The organism is Rhodoferax ferrireducens, assembly GCF_031458075.1.
In the GTDB taxonomy this organism is placed as follows: Bacteria; Pseudomonadota; Gammaproteobacteria; order Burkholderiales; family Burkholderiaceae_C; genus Rhodoferax_B; species Rhodoferax_B ferrireducens_A.
In genome coordinates this window covers 1,049,474-1,072,230 of the sequence record NZ_JAVDXT010000002.1, presented here as the reverse complement: position 1 = coordinate 1,072,230, position 22,757 = coordinate 1,049,474, and the positions used below count along the sequence as shown (strand labels likewise).

General features: G+C 63.4%; 24 protein-coding genes and 2 riboswitches. Of the genes, 14 read left to right on the top strand and 10 right to left on the bottom strand.

Annotated features, from left to right (window positions below):
* Positions 1 to 8: 8 nt before the first annotated feature.
* Genes phoR through pstS form a run of 7 tightly spaced genes read right to left on the bottom strand, consistent with a single transcriptional unit; the run spans position 9 to position 6,609 of the window.
* The gene (phoR, locus tag J2X19_RS13970; RefSeq protein WP_310373992.1) at positions 9 to 1,349 is read right to left on the bottom strand and encodes a phosphate regulon sensor histidine kinase PhoR; all 1,341 of its coding nucleotides are present in this window, start codon (positions 1,347 to 1,349) and stop codon (positions 9 to 11) included.
* A gap of 49 nt (positions 1,350 to 1,398) precedes the next feature.
* Positions 1,399 to 2,130, bottom strand: a complete 732-nt coding sequence (gene phoB / locus J2X19_RS13965) for a phosphate regulon transcriptional regulator PhoB (RefSeq protein WP_092755197.1) — start codon at positions 2,128 to 2,130, stop codon at positions 1,399 to 1,401.
* Positions 2,127 to 2,828 carry a phosphate signaling complex protein PhoU gene (gene phoU, locus J2X19_RS13960; protein ID WP_092755199.1) on the bottom strand — a complete coding sequence of 234 codons (702 nt, stop codon included), beginning with the start codon at positions 2,826 to 2,828 and terminating at the stop codon, positions 2,127 to 2,129. The genes phoB and phoU overlap by 4 nt, the downstream gene beginning before the upstream one ends.
* 18 nt (positions 2,829 to 2,846) lie before the next feature.
* On the bottom strand, positions 2,847 to 3,620 hold the full coding sequence (gene pstB / locus J2X19_RS13955; protein WP_310373990.1) for a phosphate ABC transporter ATP-binding protein PstB: 774 nt from the start codon (positions 3,618 to 3,620) through the stop codon (positions 2,847 to 2,849).
* A 2-nt stretch (positions 3,621 to 3,622) separates the two neighbouring features.
* Complete coding sequence (gene pstA / locus J2X19_RS13950; protein WP_092755205.1) at positions 3,623 to 4,510, bottom strand: phosphate ABC transporter permease PstA; 888 nt, start codon at positions 4,508 to 4,510, stop codon at positions 3,623 to 3,625.
* Positions 4,507 to 5,538: a phosphate ABC transporter permease subunit PstC gene (pstC, locus tag J2X19_RS13945; RefSeq protein WP_405048651.1), complete on the bottom strand. Its 1,032-nt coding sequence runs from the start codon at positions 5,536 to 5,538 to the stop codon at positions 4,507 to 4,509. The genes pstA and pstC overlap by 4 nt, the downstream gene beginning before the upstream one ends.
* 27 nt (positions 5,539 to 5,565) lie before the next feature.
* Positions 5,566 to 6,609, bottom strand: a complete 1,044-nt coding sequence (gene pstS / locus J2X19_RS13940) for a phosphate ABC transporter substrate-binding protein PstS (protein WP_116606391.1) — start codon at positions 6,607 to 6,609, stop codon at positions 5,566 to 5,568.
* 170 nt (positions 6,610 to 6,779) lie between these two features.
* Here pstS and ppx point away from each other — a divergent pair, with 170 nt between their 5' ends.
* The 10 genes from ppx (at position 6,780) to J2X19_RS13890 (ending at position 16,623) form a co-directional block, all read left to right on the top strand.
* The gene (ppx, locus tag J2X19_RS13935; protein WP_116606390.1) at positions 6,780 to 8,285 is read left to right on the top strand and encodes an exopolyphosphatase; all 1,506 of its coding nucleotides are present in this window, start codon (positions 6,780 to 6,782) and stop codon (positions 8,283 to 8,285) included.
* Between the two features lie 125 nt (positions 8,286 to 8,410).
* On the top strand, positions 8,411 to 9,160 hold the full coding sequence (locus J2X19_RS13930) for a PEP-CTERM/exosortase system-associated acyltransferase (RefSeq protein WP_116606389.1): 750 nt from the start codon (positions 8,411 to 8,413) through the stop codon (positions 9,158 to 9,160).
* A 96-nt stretch (positions 9,161 to 9,256) separates the two neighbouring features.
* Positions 9,257 to 10,048: a sulfite exporter TauE/SafE family protein gene (locus J2X19_RS13925; RefSeq protein WP_310373982.1), complete on the top strand. Its 792-nt coding sequence runs from the start codon at positions 9,257 to 9,259 to the stop codon at positions 10,046 to 10,048.
* A 46-nt stretch (positions 10,049 to 10,094) separates the two neighbouring features.
* A complete protein-coding gene (locus J2X19_RS13920) occupies positions 10,095 to 11,873 on the top strand; it encodes a nitrite/sulfite reductase (protein ID WP_310373981.1) in 1,779 nt (592 codons plus the stop codon).
* A gap of 11 nt (positions 11,874 to 11,884) precedes the next feature.
* Complete coding sequence (locus J2X19_RS13915; RefSeq protein WP_116606386.1) at positions 11,885 to 12,313, top strand: DUF934 domain-containing protein; 429 nt, start codon at positions 11,885 to 11,887, stop codon at positions 12,311 to 12,313.
* A gap of 14 nt (positions 12,314 to 12,327) precedes the next feature.
* Positions 12,328 to 12,951 (top strand): phosphoadenosine phosphosulfate reductase domain-containing protein, encoded by a 624-nt coding sequence (locus J2X19_RS13910; protein WP_310373977.1) that lies wholly within the window; start codon positions 12,328 to 12,330, stop codon positions 12,949 to 12,951.
* 14 nt (positions 12,952 to 12,965) lie between these two features.
* Positions 12,966 to 13,889: a sulfate adenylyltransferase subunit CysD gene (gene cysD / locus J2X19_RS13905; RefSeq protein ID WP_310373975.1), complete on the top strand. Its 924-nt coding sequence runs from the start codon at positions 12,966 to 12,968 to the stop codon at positions 13,887 to 13,889.
* Complete coding sequence (locus J2X19_RS13900; protein ID WP_116606383.1) at positions 13,889 to 15,202, top strand: sulfate adenylyltransferase subunit 1; 1,314 nt, start codon at positions 13,889 to 13,891, stop codon at positions 15,200 to 15,202. Before cysD ends, J2X19_RS13900 begins: the two co-directional genes overlap by 1 nt.
* 41 nt (positions 15,203 to 15,243) lie before the next feature.
* Positions 15,244 to 15,573 (top strand): ferredoxin FdxA, encoded by a 330-nt coding sequence (gene fdxA, locus J2X19_RS13895; RefSeq protein ID WP_092755238.1) that lies wholly within the window; start codon positions 15,244 to 15,246, stop codon positions 15,571 to 15,573.
* Between the two features lie 3 nt (positions 15,574 to 15,576).
* The gene (locus J2X19_RS13890; RefSeq protein WP_310373971.1) at positions 15,577 to 16,623 is read left to right on the top strand and encodes an NAD(P)/FAD-dependent oxidoreductase; all 1,047 of its coding nucleotides are present in this window, start codon (positions 15,577 to 15,579) and stop codon (positions 16,621 to 16,623) included.
* Between the two features lie 50 nt (positions 16,624 to 16,673).
* On the opposite strand, the gene J2X19_RS13885 is transcribed toward J2X19_RS13890, so the two are convergent.
* Both J2X19_RS13885 and J2X19_RS13880 read right to left on the bottom strand, forming a co-directional pair.
* A complete protein-coding gene (locus J2X19_RS13885; protein ID WP_310373969.1) occupies positions 16,674 to 17,288 on the bottom strand; it encodes a hypothetical protein in 615 nt (204 codons plus the stop codon).
* Between the two features lie 125 nt (positions 17,289 to 17,413).
* Positions 17,414 to 17,926 carry a hypothetical protein gene (locus J2X19_RS13880; RefSeq protein WP_310373967.1) on the bottom strand — a complete coding sequence of 171 codons (513 nt, stop codon included), beginning with the start codon at positions 17,924 to 17,926 and terminating at the stop codon, positions 17,414 to 17,416.
* 225 nt (positions 17,927 to 18,151) lie between these two features.
* Positions 18,152 to 18,253, top strand: a riboswitch (TPP riboswitch).
* A 71-nt stretch (positions 18,254 to 18,324) separates the two neighbouring features.
* Here J2X19_RS13880 and J2X19_RS13875 point away from each other — a divergent pair.
* Positions 18,325 to 19,617: a purine-cytosine permease family protein gene (locus J2X19_RS13875; RefSeq protein WP_310373965.1), complete on the top strand. Its 1,293-nt coding sequence runs from the start codon at positions 18,325 to 18,327 to the stop codon at positions 19,615 to 19,617.
* 42 nt (positions 19,618 to 19,659) lie between these two features.
* Here the strand turns inward: J2X19_RS13875 and thiD are convergent, their stop codons facing one another.
* On the bottom strand, positions 19,660 to 20,502 hold the full coding sequence (gene thiD / locus J2X19_RS13870; protein WP_310373963.1) for a bifunctional hydroxymethylpyrimidine kinase/phosphomethylpyrimidine kinase: 843 nt from the start codon (positions 20,500 to 20,502) through the stop codon (positions 19,660 to 19,662).
* Positions 20,503 to 20,543: 41 nt separating this feature from the next.
* A riboswitch (TPP riboswitch) is annotated at positions 20,544 to 20,642 on the top strand.
* A gap of 26 nt (positions 20,643 to 20,668) precedes the next feature.
* On the opposite strand from thiD, the gene thiO reads away from it, so the two are divergent.
* From thiO to J2X19_RS13855, 3 genes are read left to right on the top strand one after another with little or no spacing between them, the layout of a single operon-like run.
* Positions 20,669 to 21,748, top strand: coding sequence for a glycine oxidase ThiO (thiO, locus tag J2X19_RS13865; RefSeq protein WP_405048650.1), 1,080 nt, complete (start codon positions 20,669 to 20,671; stop codon positions 21,746 to 21,748).
* Positions 21,745 to 21,942, top strand: a complete 198-nt coding sequence (gene thiS / locus J2X19_RS13860) for a sulfur carrier protein ThiS (protein ID WP_116606376.1) — start codon at positions 21,745 to 21,747, stop codon at positions 21,940 to 21,942. The genes thiO and thiS overlap by 4 nt, the downstream gene beginning before the upstream one ends.
* 5 nt (positions 21,943 to 21,947) lie before the next feature.
* A complete protein-coding gene (locus J2X19_RS13855) occupies positions 21,948 to 22,748 on the top strand; it encodes a thiazole synthase (RefSeq protein WP_310373958.1) in 801 nt (266 codons plus the stop codon).
* The last annotated feature ends 9 nt before the right edge of the window (positions 22,749 to 22,757 follow it).

Genomic DNA, 22,757 nt, shown 5'->3' with positions numbered 1-22,757 from the left:
GCAATCAACTATTTGGCGTAAGCCGGCTGGGCTTCCAAACGCAGGCGGTTGGCGGGGAACACGATGGCAAAACGCGAGCCCTGACCCACGGTGCTGTCAATCTGCAGCTCGGCGCCGTGGCGTTGCACTACATGCTTGACGATGGCCAGCCCCAGGCCGGTGCCCCCGGTTTCGCGGGAGCGGCTGGGATCAACCCGGTAGAAGCGCTCCGTCAAGCGTGAAATATGTTCGGCGGCAATGCCGGGGCCGGTATCCTTGACCGAAAACTCGGCCCGCCCATCCGGCAAAGGCTGCCACCGCACCTCGATGCGACCGCCCGCCGGCGTGTAGCGCACCGCATTGCTGACCAGGTTCGACATGGCGCTCAGCAACTCGCTGGAGGCGCCCGCCACCATGCCCTCGGGCATGGGCCCGAAGCGCAGCACATGGGACTTGGCTTGGCCGGCAGTCACCATGCCCGACAAGGCCTCGGCCTCGCGTGCGCACTGCGCCATCAGGTCGTGCAGCACGATCCACGCACTGCTGCTGGGCATGGGGCTGCCCTCGATGCTGGACAGGGTCAGCAAATCGCTTACCAGGGTTTGCATGCGCTCGGCCTGCTGCGCCATAAAGCCCAGGTAGCGCTCACGCTGGCCCTCGTCCAGCGGCAGGCTCTGCATGGTTTCGACAAAGCCCGACATCACCGTCAAGGGCGTGCGGATCTCATGCGACACATTGGCCACGAAGTCGCGGCGCATGGCTTCCGCCTGCTCTACCGCGGTCACGTCACGCGACAGCAGCAGCTTGCGGCCTTCACCGTAGGGATGCAGGTGCACCGACAGCCGCAGTGGACGGCTTGCAGTACCGCCCCGCCCCAGCATCACCGTGCCGCGCGCGGTATCCGGGTCGGCATAGTAGGCGGCGAACGCCGGGTCGCGCACCAGGTTGCCAATCTGCTGCTGCAGATCGCGCTGGGCGTCAAAACCAAAATGCTCGGCTGCAATATCGTTGCACCACTCGATGCGCCCCTGCGCGTCCAGCAGCACCACGCCGTTGGGCGAGGCCTGGATGGCCGCCAAAAACTCCTGCAGCCGGGTTTCTGCGTCCTGCATCTTCTGCTGCGTCTGGCGCAGCCAACGGCGGGTGCGGTCGGTGATTTCACCCCACCAACCCTGCATATGCGGGGCCTGGCTGGCCTCGCCGGTGCGCAGCCAGTGCATCACGCGCAAACCGCGCACGGCGTCGAGCAGCATCCAGGCCGCCCCCGCCAGTACCACACCGGCCAGTGCGCCGGGGTAGCCCAGCCACTCCCAGCCGAGCACGCCCGCGCCCAGCTGTAGGCCCAAAAAGCTTAAAAATCGAAACCACATAGGGGAAGAAAAGAGGATGCGGATGGCGGCAGATGCGCCATCCTGGGAATCAAGCGGCAGAAACCGCGGGCTGTGCCGGCGGCACGGCGGCCACAGGCTGCGCGGTGATGCGATAGCCCGCACCGCGCACGGTCTCCACCATTGCGCCGCCCGCACCCAGGGCTTCGCGCAAGCGCTTCACATGCACATCGACTGTGCGTTCCTCGATAAACACGTGGTCGCCCCAGACCCGGTCCAGCAGCTGGGAACGGGTATGGACCCGCTCTGCATGCTTCATCAGGTAGTGCAACAGCTTGAATTCGGTCGGACCGATCTTCACCGCCTGCTCCTGGAACGTGACCCGGTAGGTCGCGGCGTCCAGCACCAACGCGCCGATACTGACCACACCGTCGTCCTGCTCGGGCGCCCGGCGGCGCAATACCGCGCGGATGCGGGCCAGCATTTCCTTGGTGGAGAAAGGCTTGGAGATGTAGTCGTCGGCACCTGCATCCAGGCCGGCCACGCGGTCGCTTTCGTCACTGCGGGCGGTCAGCAAGATGATGGGAACCGCCTTGGTGCGCGGATGGGCGCGCCATTTCTTGGCCAACGACAGGCCGCTCTCGCCGGGCAGCATCCAGTCCAGCAAGATCACATCGGGCAGCACCGCATCCAGCTCGCACTGGGCAGTCACGCTGTCCATCGCCCAGGTAGGCTGGAAGCCGCTGTGGCGCAGATTCACCGCGATCAGCTCGGCAATCGCGGGCTCGTCTTCGACGATCAAGACCCGGGGCATGGTTTTCATTGCAGTGCCGACTCCACTTGTGCTGCCGTGGCATGGCGCACATCTTCACCTCGGACGATGTAGATGATGAATTCGGCAATGTTCTTGGAATGGTCGCCAATCCGCTCGATCGCCTTGGCAATGAACAGCAGGTCCAGGCTGGCGGAAATGGTGCGGGGGTCTTCCATCATGTAGGTGATGAGCTTGCGCACAAAGCCGTCGAACTCTTTGTCGAGCAAGTCGTCTTCCTTCAGGATGTTGACGGCCGCCGCAACGTCGAGCCGGGCAAATGCGTCCAGCGCCTTGCGCAGCAGGCCCGAAGCCATGTCGGCCGATACCCGCAGGTCCAGCGTCGGCAGGGAGCGTGGCGCGCCGCTGTGGGCGATCGACTTGGCCATGCGGGCGATCTTATTGGCTTCGTCGCCCACGCGCTCCAGATTGGCCGTGGTCTTGGAGATGGCGATCAGCAAACGCAAGTCACGGGCGGTCGGCTGGCGGCGGGCAATGATGCTGGAGAGTTCGCGGTCGATTTCGATCTCCATCGCGTTCACGCGCGACTCGGCTTCGGCAACCTGGTCAGCCACTTCCACGCTGAACTGCGACAAGGAGTAGATGGCCTGGCGAATCTGCGATTCGACCAGACCACCCAGTTCCATCACGCGGCTGGAAACGCCATTGAGTTCGCTGTCGAACTGGCTGGAAAGATGTTTATCAGGCATGGTGTGTTCTCCGGGCAGTTAACCGAAACGACCGGTGATGTAATCCTCGGTCTCTTTGCGCTTGGGCTTGAAGAAAATGTCTTCGGTGGCGCCAAACTCCATCAGGTCGCCCAGATACATATAGGCGGTGTAGTCGCTGCAGCGGGCGGCCTGCTGCATGTTGTGGGTCACGATCACCACGGTGTAGTCGTTCTTCAGCTCGGTAATCAGCTCTTCCACCTTGGACGTGGAAATCGGGTCCAGCGCCGAACAGGGTTCGTCGAGCAACAGCACTTCGGGCTTGATCGCAATGCCGCGGGCAATGCACAAGCGCTGCTGCTGGCCGCCCGACAGGCTGGAGCCGCTCTGGTTCAGCTTGTCCTTCACCTCGCTCCACAGTGCGGCCTTACGCAGTGCCCACTCTACGCGCTCTTCCATGTCGGTGGTGTTCAGGTCTTCAAACAGCTTCACGCCGAAGGTGATGTTGTCGTAGATGGACATGGGGAACGGCGTGGGCTTCTGGAACACCATGCCGACCTTGGCACGCAGCAGGGCCACGTCTTTCTTGCTGGTCAGCAGGTTCTCGCCGTCCAGCAGGATCTCGCCTTCGGCGCGTTGCTCGGGGTAGAGCTCGAACATGCGGTTGAAGATGCGCAGCAGCGTGGACTTGCCGCAGCCCGACGGACCGATGAAGGCAGTGACTTTCTTGTCGGGAATTTCCATGTTGATGCCCTTGAGCGCATGGAACTTGCCGTAGTAGAAGTTCAGGTTCTTAACCGAAATTTTGGAAGTGTTAGCAGTTGCAGTTTGCATGGTTAACCTTTGTTGGAGCCAGCCCAGGCGCGGGCCAGAATATTCAAGCCCAGGACGGCCATGGTGATCAGGAAAACCCCTGCCCATGCCAGCTTTTGCCAGTTTTCATAGGGGCTCATCGCAAATTTGAAGATGGTGACCGGTAGGCTGGCCATGGGCTGGTTCAGGCTGGAGGTCCAGAACTGATTGCTCAGCGCGGTAAACAGCAAGGGAGCGGTTTCACCGGCGATACGGGCTACCGCCAGCATCACACCGGTGACCACGCCAGCCCGTGCGGCCTTGAGCGTGATGCTCAAAATCACCTTCCACTTGGGCGTACCCAGTGCGTAGGCGGCTTCGCGCAAACCAGGGGGAATCAGCTGCAGCATGTTCTCGGTGGTGCGAATCACCACCGGGATCACGATCAAGGCCAAGGCCACGATGCCCGCCCAACCCGAGAACGACTTGAAGCGCGACACCACCACCGCATAGACGAACAATCCGATCACGATGCTGGGTGCCGACAGCAGGATGTCGTTCACGAACCGGGTGGCAGAAGCCAGCCAACCCTTGGAGTCGTACTCGGCCAGGTAAATACCGGCCATGATGCCCACTGGCGCACCCACGACCGTCGCCAATGTCACCATCAGGAACGAACCGTAGATGGCGTTGGCCAGCCCGCCTTCGTCGTTCGGCGGCGGGGTCATCTGGGTCAGGGTGGCAATGCTCAGGCCATCGATCCCCAGGCGCACGGTTTCAAACAGAATCCAGAACAGCCAGAACAGGCCGAAGGCCATGGCCCCCAGGGCCAGTACCAGCGCAATCTGGTTAACGCGCTTACGCTTGGCGTACTTGGCGCTGCGGGTCTGCTCCAACGCCGAGGCCTTCAACAGCATTTCACTCGTGGTCATGTCTTGGCTCCTTCATTTTTCCGCAGCTGCGCCAGCAGGAGCTTGGACAGGGAAAGAATGACGAAAGTAATAAAAAACAGCACCAGGCCCAGGTACATCAAAGCGCCCTGGTGCAGGCCTTCGCCGGCTTCGGCGAACTCGTTGGCCAGCGCCGAGGTAATGCTGTTGGCCGCCTGGAACAGGCTCAGGGAATCCAGCTGGTTGAAATTGCCGATCACGAACGTAACCGCCATGGTTTCGCCGATGGCGCGCCCCAGGCCCAGCATGATGCCGCCAATGACACCCGACTTGGTATAAGGCAAAACCACTTTGGACACGACTTCCCAGGTGGTCGCACCCAGGCCGTAAGCCGATTCCTTCAGCAAGGTGGGCGTAACTTCAAACACATCGCGCATCACCGCGGCGATGAACGGGATGATCATGATCGCCAAAATGATGCCGGCCGACAAAATACCTATACCGACCGGAGCGCCCGAGAACAAGGCGCCTACATAAGGCACATCGCCGAACAAGGCCTGCAGCGGCTGCTGCACATAGGTGGACAACACCGGGCTGAAGACCAGGAGGCCCCACATGCCGTAGACGATGGATGGCACGGCGGCCAGCAGCTCGACCGCGGTACCCAACGGCCGCTTGAGCCAGGCGGGCGACAGCTCGGTAAGAAACAGCGCAATCCCGAAGCTCACCGGCACCGCGATCAGCAAGGCGATGAACGAGGTCATCAAGGTGCCGTAGATCATCACCAGCCCACCGAACTCCTCTTTCACCGGGTCCCAGGTCGTGCTGGTCAGGAAGCCCAGTCCGTACTTGTCAATCGCCGGCCACGCGCTCACTGTCAGCGAGCCCAGGATCGCCACCAGCATCACCAGGGTGAAGATGGCGGAGCCTTTGGCCAGCCAGGCAAAAACGCGGTCGAAGACAGGGCCCGAACGGGCCGCTTTGGGGCGGGGAGGAGTGGTCATCGCGTGTCCGGAAGTCTTGGCAGACGGGTTCAACGGTAGCTCGTTCGCCGGAAGTGTAGATGACACGTTTTGCTCCTTGGTCCGTAACAGGGCTTACTTGATGGCGACAGGCTTGCCAGCACCATCGGTGACCTGGCCCCAGGCTTTCTCGATCGAGGCCACCACAGGTGCAGGCAGAGGCACGTAATCCAGGTCGTCCGCAATCTTGGCGCCGTTCTTGTAAGCCCAGTTGAAGAACTTGAACACTTCGGTCGCATTGGCGGGCTTGTCCTGCTTGGTGTGCATCAGGATGAAGGTCGCGGTAGAGATAGGCCAGGCTTCCTTGCCGGGCTGGTCGGTGATCAGCTGGTAGAAGGACTTGTTCCAGTCGGCACCAGCTGCTGCTGCTGCAAAGGCGGTATCGCTGGGCTGCACAAATACGCCATCGCGGTTCTTCAGCAGCGCATAAGTCATCTTGTTTTGCTTGACGTAGGCGTATTCGACGTAGCCGATCGAATTGGGCAGGCGGTTCACGAATGCCGCCACGCCTTCGTTACCCTTGCCGCCGGCGCCGACAGGCCAGTTGACGGCTGTGCCCTCACCCACTTTTTCCTTCCACTCGGGATGGACGCGGCTCAGATAGTTGGTGAAGTTGAAGGTGGTACCCGAGCCGTCGGCGCGGCGCACGGGGGAGATGGCGGCGTCTGGCAATGGCAGGCCGGGGTTCAGTGCGACCAGGGCCGCGTCGTTCCATTTGGTGATCTTGCCCAGGAAAATGTCGCCCAGTACCTGGCCGGTCAGCTTCAGTTGGCCGGGTGCAACGCCCTTGATATTGACCACGGGCACGGTGCCGCCGATCACAGCGGGGAATTGCATCTGGCCCTTGGATTTCAGCACTTCGTCGGTTTGTGGCATGTCGGAAGCGCCGAAATCCACGGTTTTGGAATCGATCTGCTTGATACCGGCGCCGGAGCCTACGGACTGGTAATTGATCTTGACGCCAGTCGCCTTGTTGTACTCAGCCGCCCACTTGGAGTACACGGGAGCGGGGAAAGTCGCACCAGCACCGGTGATTTCCTGCGCGCCAGCCCAACCGGCAAAAGACAGGGCAGCCGAACCTGCAAGGCTGACCATGGCGATCTTGAAACGTGTTTGCATAACTAAACCCTTTTAAATGAGTAGGAACCAAGCTGACGTTGCACCGAACTGGTACACCGTTGCGATGGCGCTAATTTAAGAAGATTGTGTGACAGCCATGTGACAAAAATAAGCGTAAACCCGGTTCGGCATGGGTGCTATGCTGCGCCCACAAAAATTGCGGCAACACCATGCAAAACGGAACACTTCTCGCCGCCCTGGACCTGGGCTCCAACAGCTTTCGCCTGGAAATTGGTCGCCTGGACCACGGGCAAATCCACCGCACCGAATACCTGAAAGAAACCGTCCGCCAAGGCAACGGCCTGGACGAAAACCGCAACCTCAGCCCGGAAGCCATGCAGCGCGGCTGGGACTGCCTGGCCCGATTCGGCGAGCGGCTGGCCGGTTTCGAACGCCACCAGGTACGTGCAGTCGCCACCCAAACCCTGCGCGAAGCCCGCAACCGCGACGCCTTCCTGGCCAAGGCGCATGAAATTCTGGGCTTCCCCATCGATGTCATCCCCGGCCGCGAAGAGGCCCGGCTGATCTACCAGGGCGTAGCCCGCCTGCTGCCGCAGTCCCAAGAGCGGCGCCTGGTGGTCGATATCGGCGGACGCTCCACCGAAATGATTCTGGGACAAGGCTACGACGCCACCGTCATGGAATCCTTCCGGGTGGGCAGTGTGGCCTGGTCGATGAAGTACTTTCCCCAAGGGCAGTTCACCCGCGATGCGTTCCGCATCGCCGAGATTGCGGCCAAGGCCGTGCTGGACGAAGCCCTGAACGCCTACCGCCGCGACACCTGGGACGTGGCCTACGGCTCCTCCGGCACGGTGGGCGCCGTCGCCGACATCCTGCACGCAGCCGGCTGGCAGCAAAACCTGATCAACCGCGAAGGCCTGGACTGGATCAGCGAACGTCTTTTGAAGGCCCAAACCGTCGACAAACTGCGCTTCGAAGGCATGAAGGATGACCGCAAGCTGGTTATCGGTGGCGGCATAAGCGTACTGCGCGCGGTGTTCGACCTGCTGGGCATCGAGGAAATGCATGCAGCCGACGGTGCGCTGCGCCACGGCGTGCTGTACGACCTGGTGGCCCGCGGCCAGGAAGACACCGACCTGCGCGCGGTCTCGGTGCAACGCATGGCTTCGCGCTTCGATGTGGATACGCTGCAGGCCCAGCGCGTGGCCCACCATGCTTGCGCCCTGTTCAGCCAGCTGCAGTTGCAAAGCGGCATGTCCGTCGCCGAGTCGGCTCGCCTGCAGCGCAAGCTCAATTGGGCCGGTTACCTGCATGAAATCGGCTGCCAGATTTCGCACAGCTACTACCACAAGCACGGCGCCTACATCCTTGACCACGCCGATGCGCCCGGTTTCGCGCTGTCGGAGCTGCACCGCCTGAGCCAGTTGGTACTGGGCCACCGCGGCAAGCTGCGCAAGCTGGAACTCGACTTCGCCGATGGGGTGTTTGTGCAGCAGCTGCTGTGCCTGCGGCTGGCCACCATTTTGAGCCACGCCCGCCGCGATCCCGACACCACGGGACTGCAACTCACCCAGGACCCGGCACAGCCCAGCCAGTTCTTGCTCAGCACCCGTGCAGGCTGGTCGCAAAGCTATCCGCAGTCCGCCCATCTGCTGCGAGAAGAGGTTGTGGCCTGGCAAAAAACCCCCTGGTCCTTGCTGCTTTCCGAGACCTGAACACGGGGCGTAGCCAATTACTTGAAAAAACCTGCACTTTTGTCAAGGAACGCTGAATAATCTACCGATATAGTTTGTAAAGAGCATAGTTGTGCTACCCGTTGAGACAACCAGCAAGGCCACGCATGACAGAACAATCCAGGCCCAACCTCGGTGATGGCTACAAGCAATATTTTGAGATAGCCCCTGCGCTGGACCAGGCGCGCATCAACGACGTATTTTTCATACGCCATGACGTGTATGCGCGCGAGCTGGGTTTTGAGCCTGTACGTGAAGACCAGCGAGAGACCGACAAATACGATTACCGCTCGCTGCACTGCCTGGTCCGCAGTGCCGATGGCACCCGGCTTGCAGGTTGTGCCCGGCTGGTATTGACCGACCCCCAAGAGCCCGAGGCGCCCCTGCCCTTCGAGGTCACCTGCAGGAACACCCTGGACCGCAGCATCATCGACCCGGCCAAACAGCCGCGCGCGCGCATTGCCGAGGTATCCCGGCTGGCCGTGATGTCCGAATTTCGCCGCCGCAAAGGCGAACAGCAGAGTGAAGCCACTATCTCGGACCAGGATTTCGGCGACCGCAACCAACCCCGCTTCCCTTACCTGCCGGTCAGCCTGTATATGGGTGCCGTCATCATGGCCAAACGCCAGGGCATCGAAACGCTGTTCACCCTCACCGAGCCCCGACTCGCCGAGCATTTTGCGAAACTGGGTGTCAATATCATTCCGATTGGCGGCCCGGTAGAGCACCGGGGCCAGCGCCTGCCCTCCATGCTGCGCGTGGACGAGGTATACCAAGGGCTGCGGCTGCTGATCCGGCCGCTATGGCATGTAATCAATGCCCAGATAGACGAGGCCTACGCCAAGGCATCGGTCTAAACAGCCAATTTCGTTATTTCTAAATATGCTTATTCACATATTGGTAGAACAATAAAGTAGTTTGGATTAGGGGGGCCGGCTTTTATAGTCGCGCCCATGCACGATTTAGCGTTTGTTTTTGCCGGTTTCTTTGTCGGTTTTGTTGTAGGTCTGACCGGCGTAGGCGGCGGCTCGCTGATGACCCCGATCCTGATCTTCTTCTTTGGCATGAAGCCCCACCTGGCGATCGGCACCGACCTGCTGTTCGCCTGCTTCACCAAGGCCGGTGGCACCTTGAAAATGGCCCGCTCAGGTATGGTCAGCTGGCGCATCGTCGCCACCCTGTGTGCCGGCAGCATTCCGGCTTCGCTGCTGACCCTGTGGGTACTCCACATCCTGGGCCCGGCTGATGCGCAGGTACAGAAGGCCATGACCACGACCCTGGGCGTAGCTCTGCTGCTCACGGCGCTGGCCACTTTGTACAAAAGCATACGCGGTAAATCTGCCCCACGCAGCATCAGCCACCAGGCCATGGCCCAGGCCGAGCGCCCGCGCCACTGGAGTCTGCCTTTGCTGTTCGGCGCGTTTATCGGTACCCTGGTGACCCTGACCTCGGTCGGCGCCGGTGCGATTGGCGTCACCGTGCTGATGCTGCTGTATCCGCTGCTGCCGCTGCAGCGGATTGTGGCCGCCGACATCGCCTATGCGGTGCCGCTGACCCTGGTTGCCGGCCTGGGCCATGCGGGCCTGGGCTCGGTGGACTGGCCGCTGCTGGCCAAGCTGCTGGCGGGCTCCCTTCCCGGTATCTGGCTGGGTTCCCACCTGATGCTCAAGACCTCGGACCGCGTGATCCGCGGCGTGTTGTCCCTGCTGCTGGCCTATGCCGGCACCAAATTGCTGGCACTTTAAAATTACCTGTTGCCCACGTGCAGCCCTTCCCACGATTGCTTTAAAAATGTACCAATACACCGAATTTGACAAACAGTTTGTGCAACTGCGCGCCGCCCAGTACCGCGACCAGCTGGAACGCTGGCAAAAGGGCACGCTGGCCGAAGACGAATTCCGCCCGCTCCGCCTGCAAAACGGCTGGTATGTACAGCGCTTTGCCCCCATGCTGCGCGTGGCCGTGCCCTATGGCGAGCTGAACAGCGCCCAGCTGCGCGTGCTGGGCACCATCGCCCGCGATTACGATAAAAAAGACGCGCACGACCTGGCCAAGGCCAACCCCGGCCTCAGCGATCTGCACAGCCTGCCCAGCGCCTGCGCCCACTTCACCACCCGCCAGAACGTCCAGTTCAACTGGATTCCGCTGGACAAAAGCGCCGACGTGATGGACCTGCTGGCCAGCGTACATCTGCACGGCATCCAGACCAGCGGCAACTGCATCCGCAACACCACCAGCGACGAGCGCGCCGGCATTGCTGCCGATGAAATCGCCGACCCCCGCCCCCTGGCCGAAATCATCCGCCAGTGGAGCACGCTGCACCATGAGTTCGCCTTCCTGCCACGCAAGTTCAAGATCGCCATCGTCGGCGCCACCGACGACCGCGCCGCCACCGCCTGGCACGACGTAGGCCTGCATGTGCTGAAGAACGAGGCAGGTGAAGTCGGCCTGCGCGTGATGGTTGGCGGCGGCATGGGCCGCACACCGGTCGTCGGCACGGTGATCCGCGACTTCCTGCCCTGGAACCAGATCCTCAACTACCTGGAAGCCGTGGTACGCGTCTACAACCGCTGGGGCCGCCGCGACAATATGTACAAGGCGCGCATCAAGATCCTGGTCAAAGCCGAAGGCCAGCGCTATATCGACGAGGTCGAGGATGAATACCAGCAAATCCTGACCCGTGACGGCGCACCGCACACCATCAGCCAGGCCGAGCTCGACCGGGTTACCGCCAGCTTCGTGCCGCCGGCCAGCCGCGTCGGTGCCTTGCCCGCCCTGGCCAACCCGGTTGCGGCCCCTGTCGACGACAAGGACTACACCCGCTGGCTGAAGCAAAACGTAGCCGCCCACCAAAACCCGCTGCTGCGTGCCGTGACCCTGTCGTTCAAACGCCTGGGCTACTCGCCCGGCGACGCGACAGCAGAGCAGCTGGATGCCGCAGCCGACCTGGCCGACCGCTACAGCGCCGGCGAAACCCGCGTGACCCACGACCAGAACCTGGTGCTGCCCTGGGTCCGCGCCGACGAGCTGCCCGCCCTGTACGCCGAAGCCAAGGCGCTGGGCCTGGCCAAGGCCAACATCCGCCTGCTGACCGACATGATCGTCTGCCCCGGCGGCGACTTCTGCAGCCTGGCCAATGCGCGCTCGCTGCCGATTTCCGAAGCCATCAGCCAGCGCTACCAGGACATGGACGAACTGCACGACCTGGGCGAGATCGACGTACACATGAGCGGCTGCATCAACTCCTGCGGTCACCACCACAGCGCCCACATCGGCATTCTGGGCGTGGACAAGGACGGTCAGGAGTGGTACCAGGTGACGCTGGCCGGCTCGGACGGCTCGAATCTGTCCGGTCCCGCCATCGCCGGCAAAGTCGTCGGCCCGTCCTTCAGCGCCGCCGAAGTGCCTGAAGTGATCGAAGCCGTGTTGGATACCTACCGCAGCACCCGCAACAGCGGCGAGAACTTCATCGACACCTTGCGCCGCGTCGGCCAAGACCCGTTCAAGCTGGCCGCCAACAACGCCCGCATCAGCACCGGCAAAGCACCCCGTGCCACGGCTGAAGCCTGAGAGTAAATACTATGAAAATAATAGCATCCACCGCACATACACCGGGCGCCGAAGGCCAAAACAGCATTATTGCCCTGGCCAATGACGTAGACCCACGCACACTGTCGCTCGCAGGCGTGACCCGCATTGACCTGAACTTCCCCAAGTTCACCGATGGCCGCGCCTACAGCCAGGCCTTTCTGCTGCGCCGCCGCCTCGGCTTTACCGGCGAAATCCGCGCCACCGGCGATGTGCTGATCGACCAACTGGTACAGATGCAGCGCAGCGGCTTTGACGTGGCCGTGCTGCGCGAAGGCGTGGACGCCAGTGCCGCACAGCGCCAGTTTGACCGTTTTGAAGGCTTCTACCAGGGCGACGCCGTCCACGTGGAGCCGCACTTTGCCGAAACCGAGCACTCTGCAGCCTACGGCGCAGAGCTGGCCCGCCAGGACTCGTACTGATCGGAACAAGCACCATGAGCACCCTCAACCTTGCACAGATCAACACGGATCTCGGCCGCAACGCACCCGCACTGGTGGAATGGGCGCTCGGCCTGCACCAGCCCGCCATCGTCACCACCAACTTCCGCCCCTTCGAGGCGGTCATCCTGCACATGGTCACCCGCGTCAATCCCGACCTGCCCGTGGTCTGGATGGACAACGGTTACAACACCGAGGCCACCTACCGCTTTGTCGATGAAGTCACAAAGCAGCTGAAGCTGAACCTGCGCATCTACCTGCCGCTGCGCTCGCGTGCGCACCGCGAAGCTGTGGACGGCGCGACTCCCGCGCTGGACGATCCGCGCCATGCAGCCTTCACCGAAGAAGTGAAGCTGGAGCCTTTTGCCCGCGCACTGCGCGAAACGGCACCCAAGGTCTGGTTCACCGCACTGCGGGCCACCGACACCGCCGTGCGCGCCCAGATGGACCCTGTGAGCATCAACCCCGACGGCCTGATCAAGGTCGCGCCGCTGCTGCACTGGTCGTCCAAAGAGCTCCACGAATACTGTGTGACCCACGGCCTGCCCAACAACTTCGACTACGTGGACCCCACCAAAGGTGAAGACAACCGCGAGTGCGGCTTGCACCTTGCCCACTGAAACCTGACCCCGACATGAATACCCAAGTGACCCCACACCATCTGAGCAATACCCACCTCGACGCACTGGAAGAAGAAACCATCTTCATCCTGCGCGAAGTGGCTGCCGTGTTTGAACGCCCCACCTTGCTGTTTTCGGGCGGCAAAGACTCGCTGGTGCTGCTGAAATGCGCCGAAAAAGCCTTCGGCGCAGGCCGTATCCCGTATCCGCTGCTGATGATCGACACCGGCCACAACTTCCATGAAGTGACCGACTTCCGCGACTTCCGCGCCAAGGAACTGGGCGCCGAGCTGATCGTGCGCAATGTCGAAGACTCGATGAAGCGCGGCACTGTGCGCCTGGCGCATCCCGGCGAGTCGCGCAATGTGCACCAGTCGGTGACCCTGCTGGAAGCCATCGAAGAATTCCGCTTCGACGCGCTGATCGGCGGCGCCCGCCGCGACGAAGAAAAAGCCCGCGCCAAGGAACGCATCTTCAGCCACCGCGACAGCTTCGGCCAATGGCAGCCCAAGGCCCAGCGCCCTGAGCTGTGGACCCTGTTCAACACCCGCCTGCAACCCGGCGAACACTTCCGCGTGTTCCCCATCAGCAACTGGACCGAACTCGACGTCTGGCAATACATCGAGCGCGAGCAAATCGCCCTGCCTTCGCTGTACTACACGCACAAACGCGAAGTGGTGGAACGCAAGGGCCTGCTGGTCCCCGTGACCGACTTGACACCCTTGAAAGCCGGCGAAACTGCCGAGATGCGCGACGTGCGCTTCCGCACCGTGGGCGACATCACCTGCACCTGCCCGGTGGAGAGCTTTGCCGCCACCGCTGGCGACATCGTGATCGAAACCCTGGCCGCCGATGTGAGCGAACGCGGCGCGACCCGCATGGACGACAAAACCTCTGAGGCTTCGATGGAGAAGCGCAAGAAAGACGGATATTTCTGATGAATGCTACTACTTCTATAGCTACTCCCGCAGGTACTACCAGCGCTGCAGCCCTTTCAGCCTTGAAATTCATCACCTGCGGATCGGTCGATGACGGCAAGAGCACCTTGATCGGCCGCCTGCTGGTCGACACCAAGGCCGTGTTGCAAGACCACCTGGCCGGCGTGCAACGCCAGGGTGAAACCGACCTGGCCCTGCTGACCGACGGCCTGAGCGCCGAGCGCGAGCAAGGCATCACCATCGACGTGGCCTACCGCTACTTCAACACCGAAGACCGCAAGTTCATCATCGGCGACGCGCCCGGCCACGAGCAGTACACCCGCAACATGGTGACCGCCGCCAGCAGTGCCGACGCCGCCGTGGTGCTGGTCGATGCCACCAAGCTCGACTGGAAGAACGCTGCGCTGGAGCTGCTGCCGCAAACCCGCCGCCATTCGCTGCTGTGCCACCTGCTGCGCGTGCCCAGCATCGTGTTTGCCATCAACAAGCTGGACGCGGTAGAAGACTCGGCCCTGGCCTTTGCCCACATCAGCGCTGCTTTGAACAGCTTTGCCGCTGCCGCCGAGATCCCGGTCAAGGCCATCGTGCCGATTTCGGCGCTGAAGGGCTGGAACGTGGTCGAAGCCGGCCACAGCGAAAACCCCGATTGGTGCAAGTACACCGGCCCGACCCTGCTACAGATTCTGGAGCAACTGCCGAGCACGCCGGCCGAAGTCGAGCAGCCCTTCGCCTTCCCGGTGCAGTGGGTGGAAAAGTTCTCGTCCAGCAGCGACACCAGCCAGGGCCGCCGCGTGTTCTGGGGCCGTGTGGCCACCGGCAAGGTCGAAGTCGGCCAAGAAATCCGCATCCTGCCCAGCGGCCAGACCGCCACCGTGGCCCAGGTGCTGGACCATGCGCGCAATCCCAAGAACGTGCTGGCCGGCAATAGCGCCGGCATCACGCTGGACCGCGAAGTCGACGTATCGCGCGGCGACTGGCTGCTGGCCCCGGGCAAGTTCGAAGCCAACCGCGAGATCTCGGCCACCATCGCCTGGATGGACGACGAACCCCTGGTTGCCGGCCGCGTCTACTGGGCGCTGCACGGGCATCGCTGGGTCAAGGCCAAGGTCAAGCGCATCGTGCACAAGCTGGACATCAACACCCTGGCCGAGGAAGATGCGAGCGAGCTGCCGCCGAACGCCATCGGCCACATCGAGCTGGCGCTGCAGGAAGGCATCGCCACCCTGCCCTACATCCAATCCCGTTCGCTGGGTGCCTTGGTGCTGGTCGATACGGCCTCACACAAGACCTCGGGCGCCGTGCTGGTCCGCTAATTTAAAATCACGGGTTAACCCCCGCTATTGAAAAAAATACCATGACTCACGTCGTCTCCGAAGCCTGCATCAAGTGCAAATACACCGACTGTGTGGATGTCTGTCCCGTGGACTGCTTCCGCGAAGGCCCCAACATGCTGGTCATCGACCCGGATGAATGCATTGACTGCGCCGTCTGCATCCCCGAGTGCCCGGCCAACGCCATCTACGCCGAAGAAGACATGCCTGCCGACCAGCTGGCCTTCATCCAGCTGAATGTGGAACTGGCCCGCGCCGAAGGCTGGAAGAGCATCACCAAACGCAAACCAGCGCTGGCCGACGCCGACGACTGGAAAGATGTGATGCCCAAGATCCAGCTGCTGGAACGCTAAACCGTGTTGCCCGTACTGGAAACCGGCGCCGTCGTCATCGGCGCAGGCCCGGTCGGGCTGTTCCAGGTCTTCCAGCTGGGCCTGCTGGAAGTCCCTACCCATGTGATTGACGCCCTGCCCCACGCGGGCGGCCAGTGCATGGAGCTCTACCCCGACAAGCCCATCTACGATATTCCCGGCACGCCGGCCACCAGTGGCCGGGCGCTGGCCGCGTCGCTGCTGCAGCAAATACAGCCCTTTGGCGCGCTGTTCCATCTGGGCCAGCTGGTCAGCAGCATCGCCAAACAGGCCGATGGCCGCTTCCTGGTATCCACCGACCGCGGCACCCAGCTGCTGGCGCCCGTGGTGGTGATCGCCGCCGGTGTCGGCGCATTCCAGCCGCGGCGCCTGAAGCTGGACGGCATCGACGCCTTTGAAGGCAGCCAGCTTTATTATCACCAGGCCCCCAAAGAGGTAACAGGCCAGCATCTGCTCGTCATGGGCGGCGACGAAGCCGCCTTGCGCTGCGCACTGGCGCTGGCCGAAACCGATGCCCACAGCGTCACCCTGCTGCACCGCCGCGACGTGCTGCAAGCGCCCACTGCCGACATCGTGGAAATGCAGATGCTGGTCCAGGCCGGCCGCATGCGCTTCATGGTAGGGCAGATCGCCGGTTTTGAGGCCGATGCGGGCCAGCTGCAGGCCCTGCAAATCAGCGATGTGGACGCTGCACTGCACCGCTTGCCAGTCGATGCGATCAGCGTGTTCCAGGGCCTGTCACCCAAGCTCGGCCCGGTCGCAGACTGGGGCCTGGCCATGGAGCGCAAGCAGCTGCAGGTGGATACGGCCAGGTTTGAAACCAGCGAGCCCGGCATCTTCGCCGTGGGCGACATCAACACCTACCCGGGCAAGCAAAAGCTCATCGTCTGCGGCTTCCACGAAGCCACCCTGGCTGCCTACGCCGCAGCGCCACTGGTGTTCCCGGGTAAAAAGATTCCGTTCCAGTACACCACCACCTCGCCACGGCTGCACCAACTGCTGGGTGTGGCGAAGGCCGACGACGCCGCTTAACAAGCGCTGGCGCCGAGCATCAGCCTTCTAAGCTGAGGGTCGGTGGAATACTAAAACCTCGCCCGGTAGTACACCATGGGCTTGCCGCGACTGACGCGGAGCACTACACGCTCGTTGTTGTTCAGCTGCAACCCCAAGGCGCCGCCCAGCTCGAAGCGAATGCCGCGCGAACTGGCGGCGCTGAACTGCATCTCCAGCCGTGTGTCGTAATTGTTCGGGCCGTTGGCGTTGGCCTGCTGGATCAGGGTCATGGCGTCTGGCGTAGGCGACACGCGCTGCCACACGCCAAACTGGAAGCGCCCCTGGCCCACCTCGGCCGAACGCCAGTTCAAGCCCAGGTCCAGCCGCTGCGGTGCCGTGCGCGGCAGTGCGCCGGGCGTGCGGGTGTCCGGCACCGCCCAGCCCAGGCCAATGCCCATGCCGGCCTGGGGCGCCGCGCCCGACCAGCCGGTCAGGCTCAGGCGCGAACTGCCGGCATCGTCCAGCATGGGCGTGGCTCGGGAGGCCAGCTCCAGGCTCAATGACGGGGTATGGGAGGGGGCGGTAGACGGGGCAAAGCTGCGGAGGTCGGCATCTTGCTGGGCTTGGGCACAGGCACACCAAGCGCCCGCCAGCGCGCACAGCCAGCGCAAAGGCATCACAGGGTAGAGAGCAACAGCATGCATGGCAGCCCACCTCGGTGTAATTTCTACCATTGTGCGGCAGTGCGGTGCGCTTGGGGGATTAAAAACTAGCCTGCAAAATGTAAAAAAGCCTGCAAAAAGCAGGCTTGTTCTGGCGCCGAATCGGCTTAAAACTCTTTCACCACCGAATACATCACCCCCGCCGTGCCCAGGAAGTTCATCTGCGCGGCCCAGCCAGAGTCAAACCGCCAGCCCACGGCCGGCACGATGGCGGGCGAAAAACCCTTGTAGTTCAGCGGCACCTTGTTCTCGTACGGCGGCTTGTAGCCATACAGAATGCCCGCCGACACCTTCAGGTAGACCTTGGGCAGGCTTTCGAATACGCCGTAAAAGCTCTGGCCCGCGTACACATAGGTGCTGTCCTGGCCAAACGAATTGCTGAACAAGGCCATACCGTAAAAACTGTTGTCGCTGGCCTCGCGCTCCAGCCCCACCAGATGCACCGGCCGGTGCTCGGGGTTGTAGCTGTAATGGGAGGTGTGCGGGCTCAGCTCGATGCGCCACCGGTAACTGGGTGCCAGCGGCGCATCGGTGGGCGTCGCCGACTGGGCCGAGGCAGCGCACACAAAGCCCAGCAAGGCACACGCCGCCAACCGCTGGGGCAATACAAAAACATCCATGGAATACCCCACAAAAATGGCTTGGAAAAATAAAGGCCGACCCGCTCGCAAAGAAGCGTGGACCTTTGACCTGGCTGGCGAGGATTGTATTGCTATTTTTTTAATAGCTTGTCGCGCAGGTAGGACGTGCGCTACAGGCATTATTTGTTTATTTTTGTAAACCAGGCCCTGCACGGGCGCTAGGCTAGAATCCGCCCACTCCGCCGCAGCCTGATGGCGAACGCGGAGTTCCGCTAGGGGTGTTGCCGCTGTAGAGGCTGCGACTGAGAAAGTCCCTTTGAACCTGATTGAGGTAATCCTCGCGCAGGGAAGCATGTTCTTCAACCGGAGCCCGACCATGGGCGCACACCCGGTACGGTTCAGGCCCACCTGCCAGCACATTGCATGGAGCAACACGCATGGCAACACACACATCGATTTCACACAACGAGGCCTTGGCGCCGATTCCCGACGCCAGCCGGGTCTTTGGCTGGTCGGCGCATGCCGCGCTCTGGTTCAGCCTGGGCGTGGGCCTGCTGGTGATGCAGATCGGCGCCTACCTGGTGCCGGCGGTCGGTACCCAGGACGCGCTGATCGCCATCGTGCTGGGCTCGGTCGTCGGCGCCGGCCTGCTGGCCTGGGTGGCGCGCATTGCCTGCGACAGCGGCCTGTCCAGCGCCGGCCTGATGCATGCGACCTATGGCAGCGGCTTTGCCCGGCTGCCGGTGCTGCTGAACATCGTGCAGCTGGTCGGCTGGACCACCTTCGAGCTGGTGGTGATGCGCGACGGCACGGCGGCCATCGCCAAGACTAACTTCGGCGTCGACCTGTCCTCGCCCACTGGCGTGCTCATCACCACCCTGCTGTGGGGCGGGGTGCTGACGGCGCTGATGGCCGGCTCCATGCTGACCCTGGTGCGCAAGTTCATCAGCCGCTACGGCCTGCCGCTGGTGCTGCTGTCCCTGGTCTGGCTGAGCTGGCAGTTTGCCCAGAAGCTGCTGGCCGCCGACGCGCCGGCCTTCTGGAACCGGCCGGGCGACGGCAGCATGGGCCTGCTGTCGGCCATGGACCTGGTGATCGCCATGCCGGTGTCGTGGCTGCCGCTGGTGGCCGACTACGCGCGCCACGGCCGCAATGGCCGCAGCGCGATGAGCGGCACCTGGCTGGGCTATGCACTGGCCAACATCTGGTGCTACGCGCTGGGCGTGATGGTGGCCAGCGTGGCCGCGCCAGGCACCGACCTGGTGACCGCGCTGCTGCTGGCCCAGGGCGGCCTGCTGGCGCTGGGCCTGATCCTGGTGGACGAAATCGACAACGCCTATGGCGACGTGTATTCGGGCTCGGTGTCGGCGCACAGCCTGGCACCCTGGTGGAGCATCCGCCGCTGGGGCCTGCTGCTGGCCGTGGCGTGTACGGCGCTGGCGTTGGTGCTGCCGATCCACAGCCTGGAGCCGTTTTTGCTGATGCTGAGCTCGGTGTTCGTGCCGCTGTACGGCGTGATTCTGGGGCGCCTGGCCCAGGGCACGGTCAGCGGATCGCAGCGCCTGGTCGAGCCCAGCGCCGCCGCCCTGTGGCTGGCAGGTGTGGCCGTCTACCACCTGCTGGGCCAGTACGCACCGCAGTTCGGCGCTGCCCTGCCCACCCTGGCGCTGACCTTCATCGCCGCCTGGCTGAGCCGCCCGCTGCGCAGCGGCTACGCACTACAAAAATAAGAGCTGCTGGCGCAGGCTCCACCAGCGCCAGAGCCCTGTTTCTTATAAATTCACCAGCTGCATGGGCAGGGGCGCAAAGCCGTGGTTCAGCGGCCCCTGGCCCTGGCCGGTGCGCACCCCAGCGCCGGCGCTGATCGCGCCCAGGATGTAGCTCCGGGCCGATTCCACGGCCGCCGGCAAGGCCTGGCCTTGCGCCAGATACACGGCGATGGCCGACGACAAGGTGCAGCCCGTGCCATGCCCGTTGGGGGTGGCGATGCGCGGCGACTGCCAGCGCTGCCGGCTGCCATCGGCCTGGCCCAATAGATCCACCACATCGGCACCCGGCAGATGCCCGCCCTTGACCAGCACCGCCGGGGCGCCCAGCGCCAACAGATCGGCCAGCGCCGACTCCAGCGCCGCCACCTGGTCCACGCTGCGGCCCAGCAGCAGGCTGGCTTCGTCCAGATTCGGCGTCACCACCGTGGCGCGGGGGAACAGCTGCTGCACCAGCACCTGCACAGTCTCGTGCGCCATCAGCCGGTCGCCGCTGGTGGCCACCATCACCGGGTCGAGCACCACTTTTTTGAGCTGGTAGTGGTCTATGGCCCAGGCCACCACTTCCACCATCTCGGGCGAATGCAGCATGCCGATCTTCACCGCGTCGGCGCCAATGTCGTCCAGCACCGCCTCCAGCTGCGACTTCAAAAATGCCGGCGGCACCGGGTGGATGGCGCGCACGCCGCGGGTGTTCTGCGCGGTCAGCGCGGCCAGCGCCGTCATGCCGTAGCAGCCGAGCGCGCCAAAGGTCTTGAGGTCGGCCTGGATGCCCGCGCCGCCGCCGCTGTCGGACCCGGCAATCGACAACAGGCGCAGGTAGCGGGAGAAAGGTGCAGAAATAGTCATGCCGAAATTATCGGCGCATGGATGTGATGTAATTCAGGCCACGGATGAAACAGGGGTGTCTGGTCGATGCGACCGGACTGAGAAAAACCCTCATACCCGATCCAGGTAATACTGGCGTGGGGAGTTTCCAAGCAACGACCTCGCCTCGTTTCGTCCTGTTTTTCACATGGATGCGAACTTGGCAAAACCCCTCTCCACCACCATCCTCGGCGCAGGCCTGATGGGCCGCTTGCTGGCCCTGGCCTTGGCGCGGGCCGGCCATGCGGTGCAGGTCTTCGAGGCCGGCGGGCCCGATGCCGAAGGGGCTGCAGCCCGGGTCGCCGCCGCCATGCTGGCGCCGCTGGCCGAATCCGCCATCACCGAGCCGCAAGTGGTGCAAATGGGCCAGTACAGCCTGCAGCGCTGGCCGCAGCTGATTGCACAGCTGGATGCGCCGGTGTTCTTCCAGCAAAACGGCACCTTGATTCTGTGGCACCGGCAGGACGCCGCCGAGGCCACGCGCTTCGGCCACCAGCTGAGCGCCACGCGCCAGCAGTTGCCCAGCCTGCCGGCCCCGCAGGCGCTGGACGCCGCGGGCATCGCCGCGCTGGAGCCAGCCATCGCCAACCGGTTTGCCCAGGGCCTGTACTTACCCGGTGAAGGCCAGTTGGACAATCGCCAGCTACTGGCGGCCCTGCTGCTGCAGTTGCAAAAACACCAGGTCGGTCTGCACTGGCACAGCCCGCGGCAGCCGGAAGATTGCCAGGCCGACTGGGTGATCGACTGCCGCGGCCTGGGTGCGCAAGCCCAATGGCCGAGCCTGCGTGCGGTGCGCGGCGAGGTGCTGCGCCTGCACGCCCCGGATGTGGCGCTGCAGCGGCCGGTACGGCTGGTGCATCCGCGCTATCCGCTGTACATCGCCCCCAAACCCGGCAACCTGTTTGTGGTGGGCGCTACCGAAATCGAATCCGACGATATGTCGCCCATGAGCGTGCGCTCCAGCCTGGAGCTGCTGAGCGCCGCTTACAGCGTGCACCCAGGCTTTGGCGAGGCGCGGATTCTCGAATCCGCCACCCAGTGCCGCCCCACCCTGCCAAACAACCTGCCGGCCATCCGCCGCCCCAGCCCGCGCGTGCTGCAGATCAACGGCCTGTACCGGCACGGCTTTCTGATCGCCCCGGCGATGCTGGATGCGGTACTGGAACTCATGGAGAAAGAGCACTCAGCGCTGGCCACGCAATGGGAGCTTGCTATAGAAACTGTATGAACGTCTTGATCAACAACCGTCCCCAGACCTTGCCCGCCGGCGCCACCCTGGCCGACGCGCTGGCGCTACTGCAGGCCCAACCGCCGTTTGCCGCCGCCATCAACAAGGCCTTTGTGCCGCGTGCGCAGTACCCGCACACGCTGCTGCACGAGGCCGACAGCATAGAAATCATCCATCCCGTCACCGGAGGTTGAACACCATGTCCCACGACCCTTTGATCCTCTACGGCGAAAGCTTTGCCAGCCGCCTGCTGCTGGGCACCTCACGCTACCCCTCGCCCAGCACCATGGCCAGCGCCATCGCACGCGCCCAGCCGGCCATGCTGACGGCCTCGCTGCGCCGGCAGAACCTGGGCGCGGCGCCCGCCGGCCCGAATGCCTTCTGGGACCTGCTGCGCCAGACCGGTGTGCCGGTGCTGCCCAATACCGCCGGCTGCCACGGCCTGCAGGAAGCCATCACCACCGCCCAGATGGCGCGCGAAGTGTTCGACACGCCCTGGATCAAGCTGGAGCTGATCGGCGACGACTACACCTTGCAGCCCGACACCCTGAACCTGGTGGAAGCCGCCAGCCGGCTCATCAAGGACGGCTTCAAGGTGTTGCCCTACTGCACCGAAGACCTGGTGCTGTGCCAGCGCCTGGTCGACGTGGGCTGTCAGGCCGTGATGCCCTGGGCCGCGCCCATCGGTACCGGCAAGGGACCTATCAACCCCTATGCGATGCAGGTGCTGCGCGAACGCCTGAGCGTGCCGCTGCTGGTCGATGCGGGACTGGGCCGCCCCTCGCACGCCTGCCAGGTGATGGAATGGGGCTACGACGCCGTGCTGCTGAACACCGCCGTGGCGCTGGCGCAAGACCCGGTGGTGATGGCCGGCGCATTTGCCGATGCCGTCCAGGCCGGGCGCAGCGCCTTTCTGGCCGGCGCCATGCTGGAACAGCAGGCCGCCCAACCCAGCACCCCGGTGCTCGGCACGCCGTTCTGGCACCACGCACAGGAGTGAACGCCATGC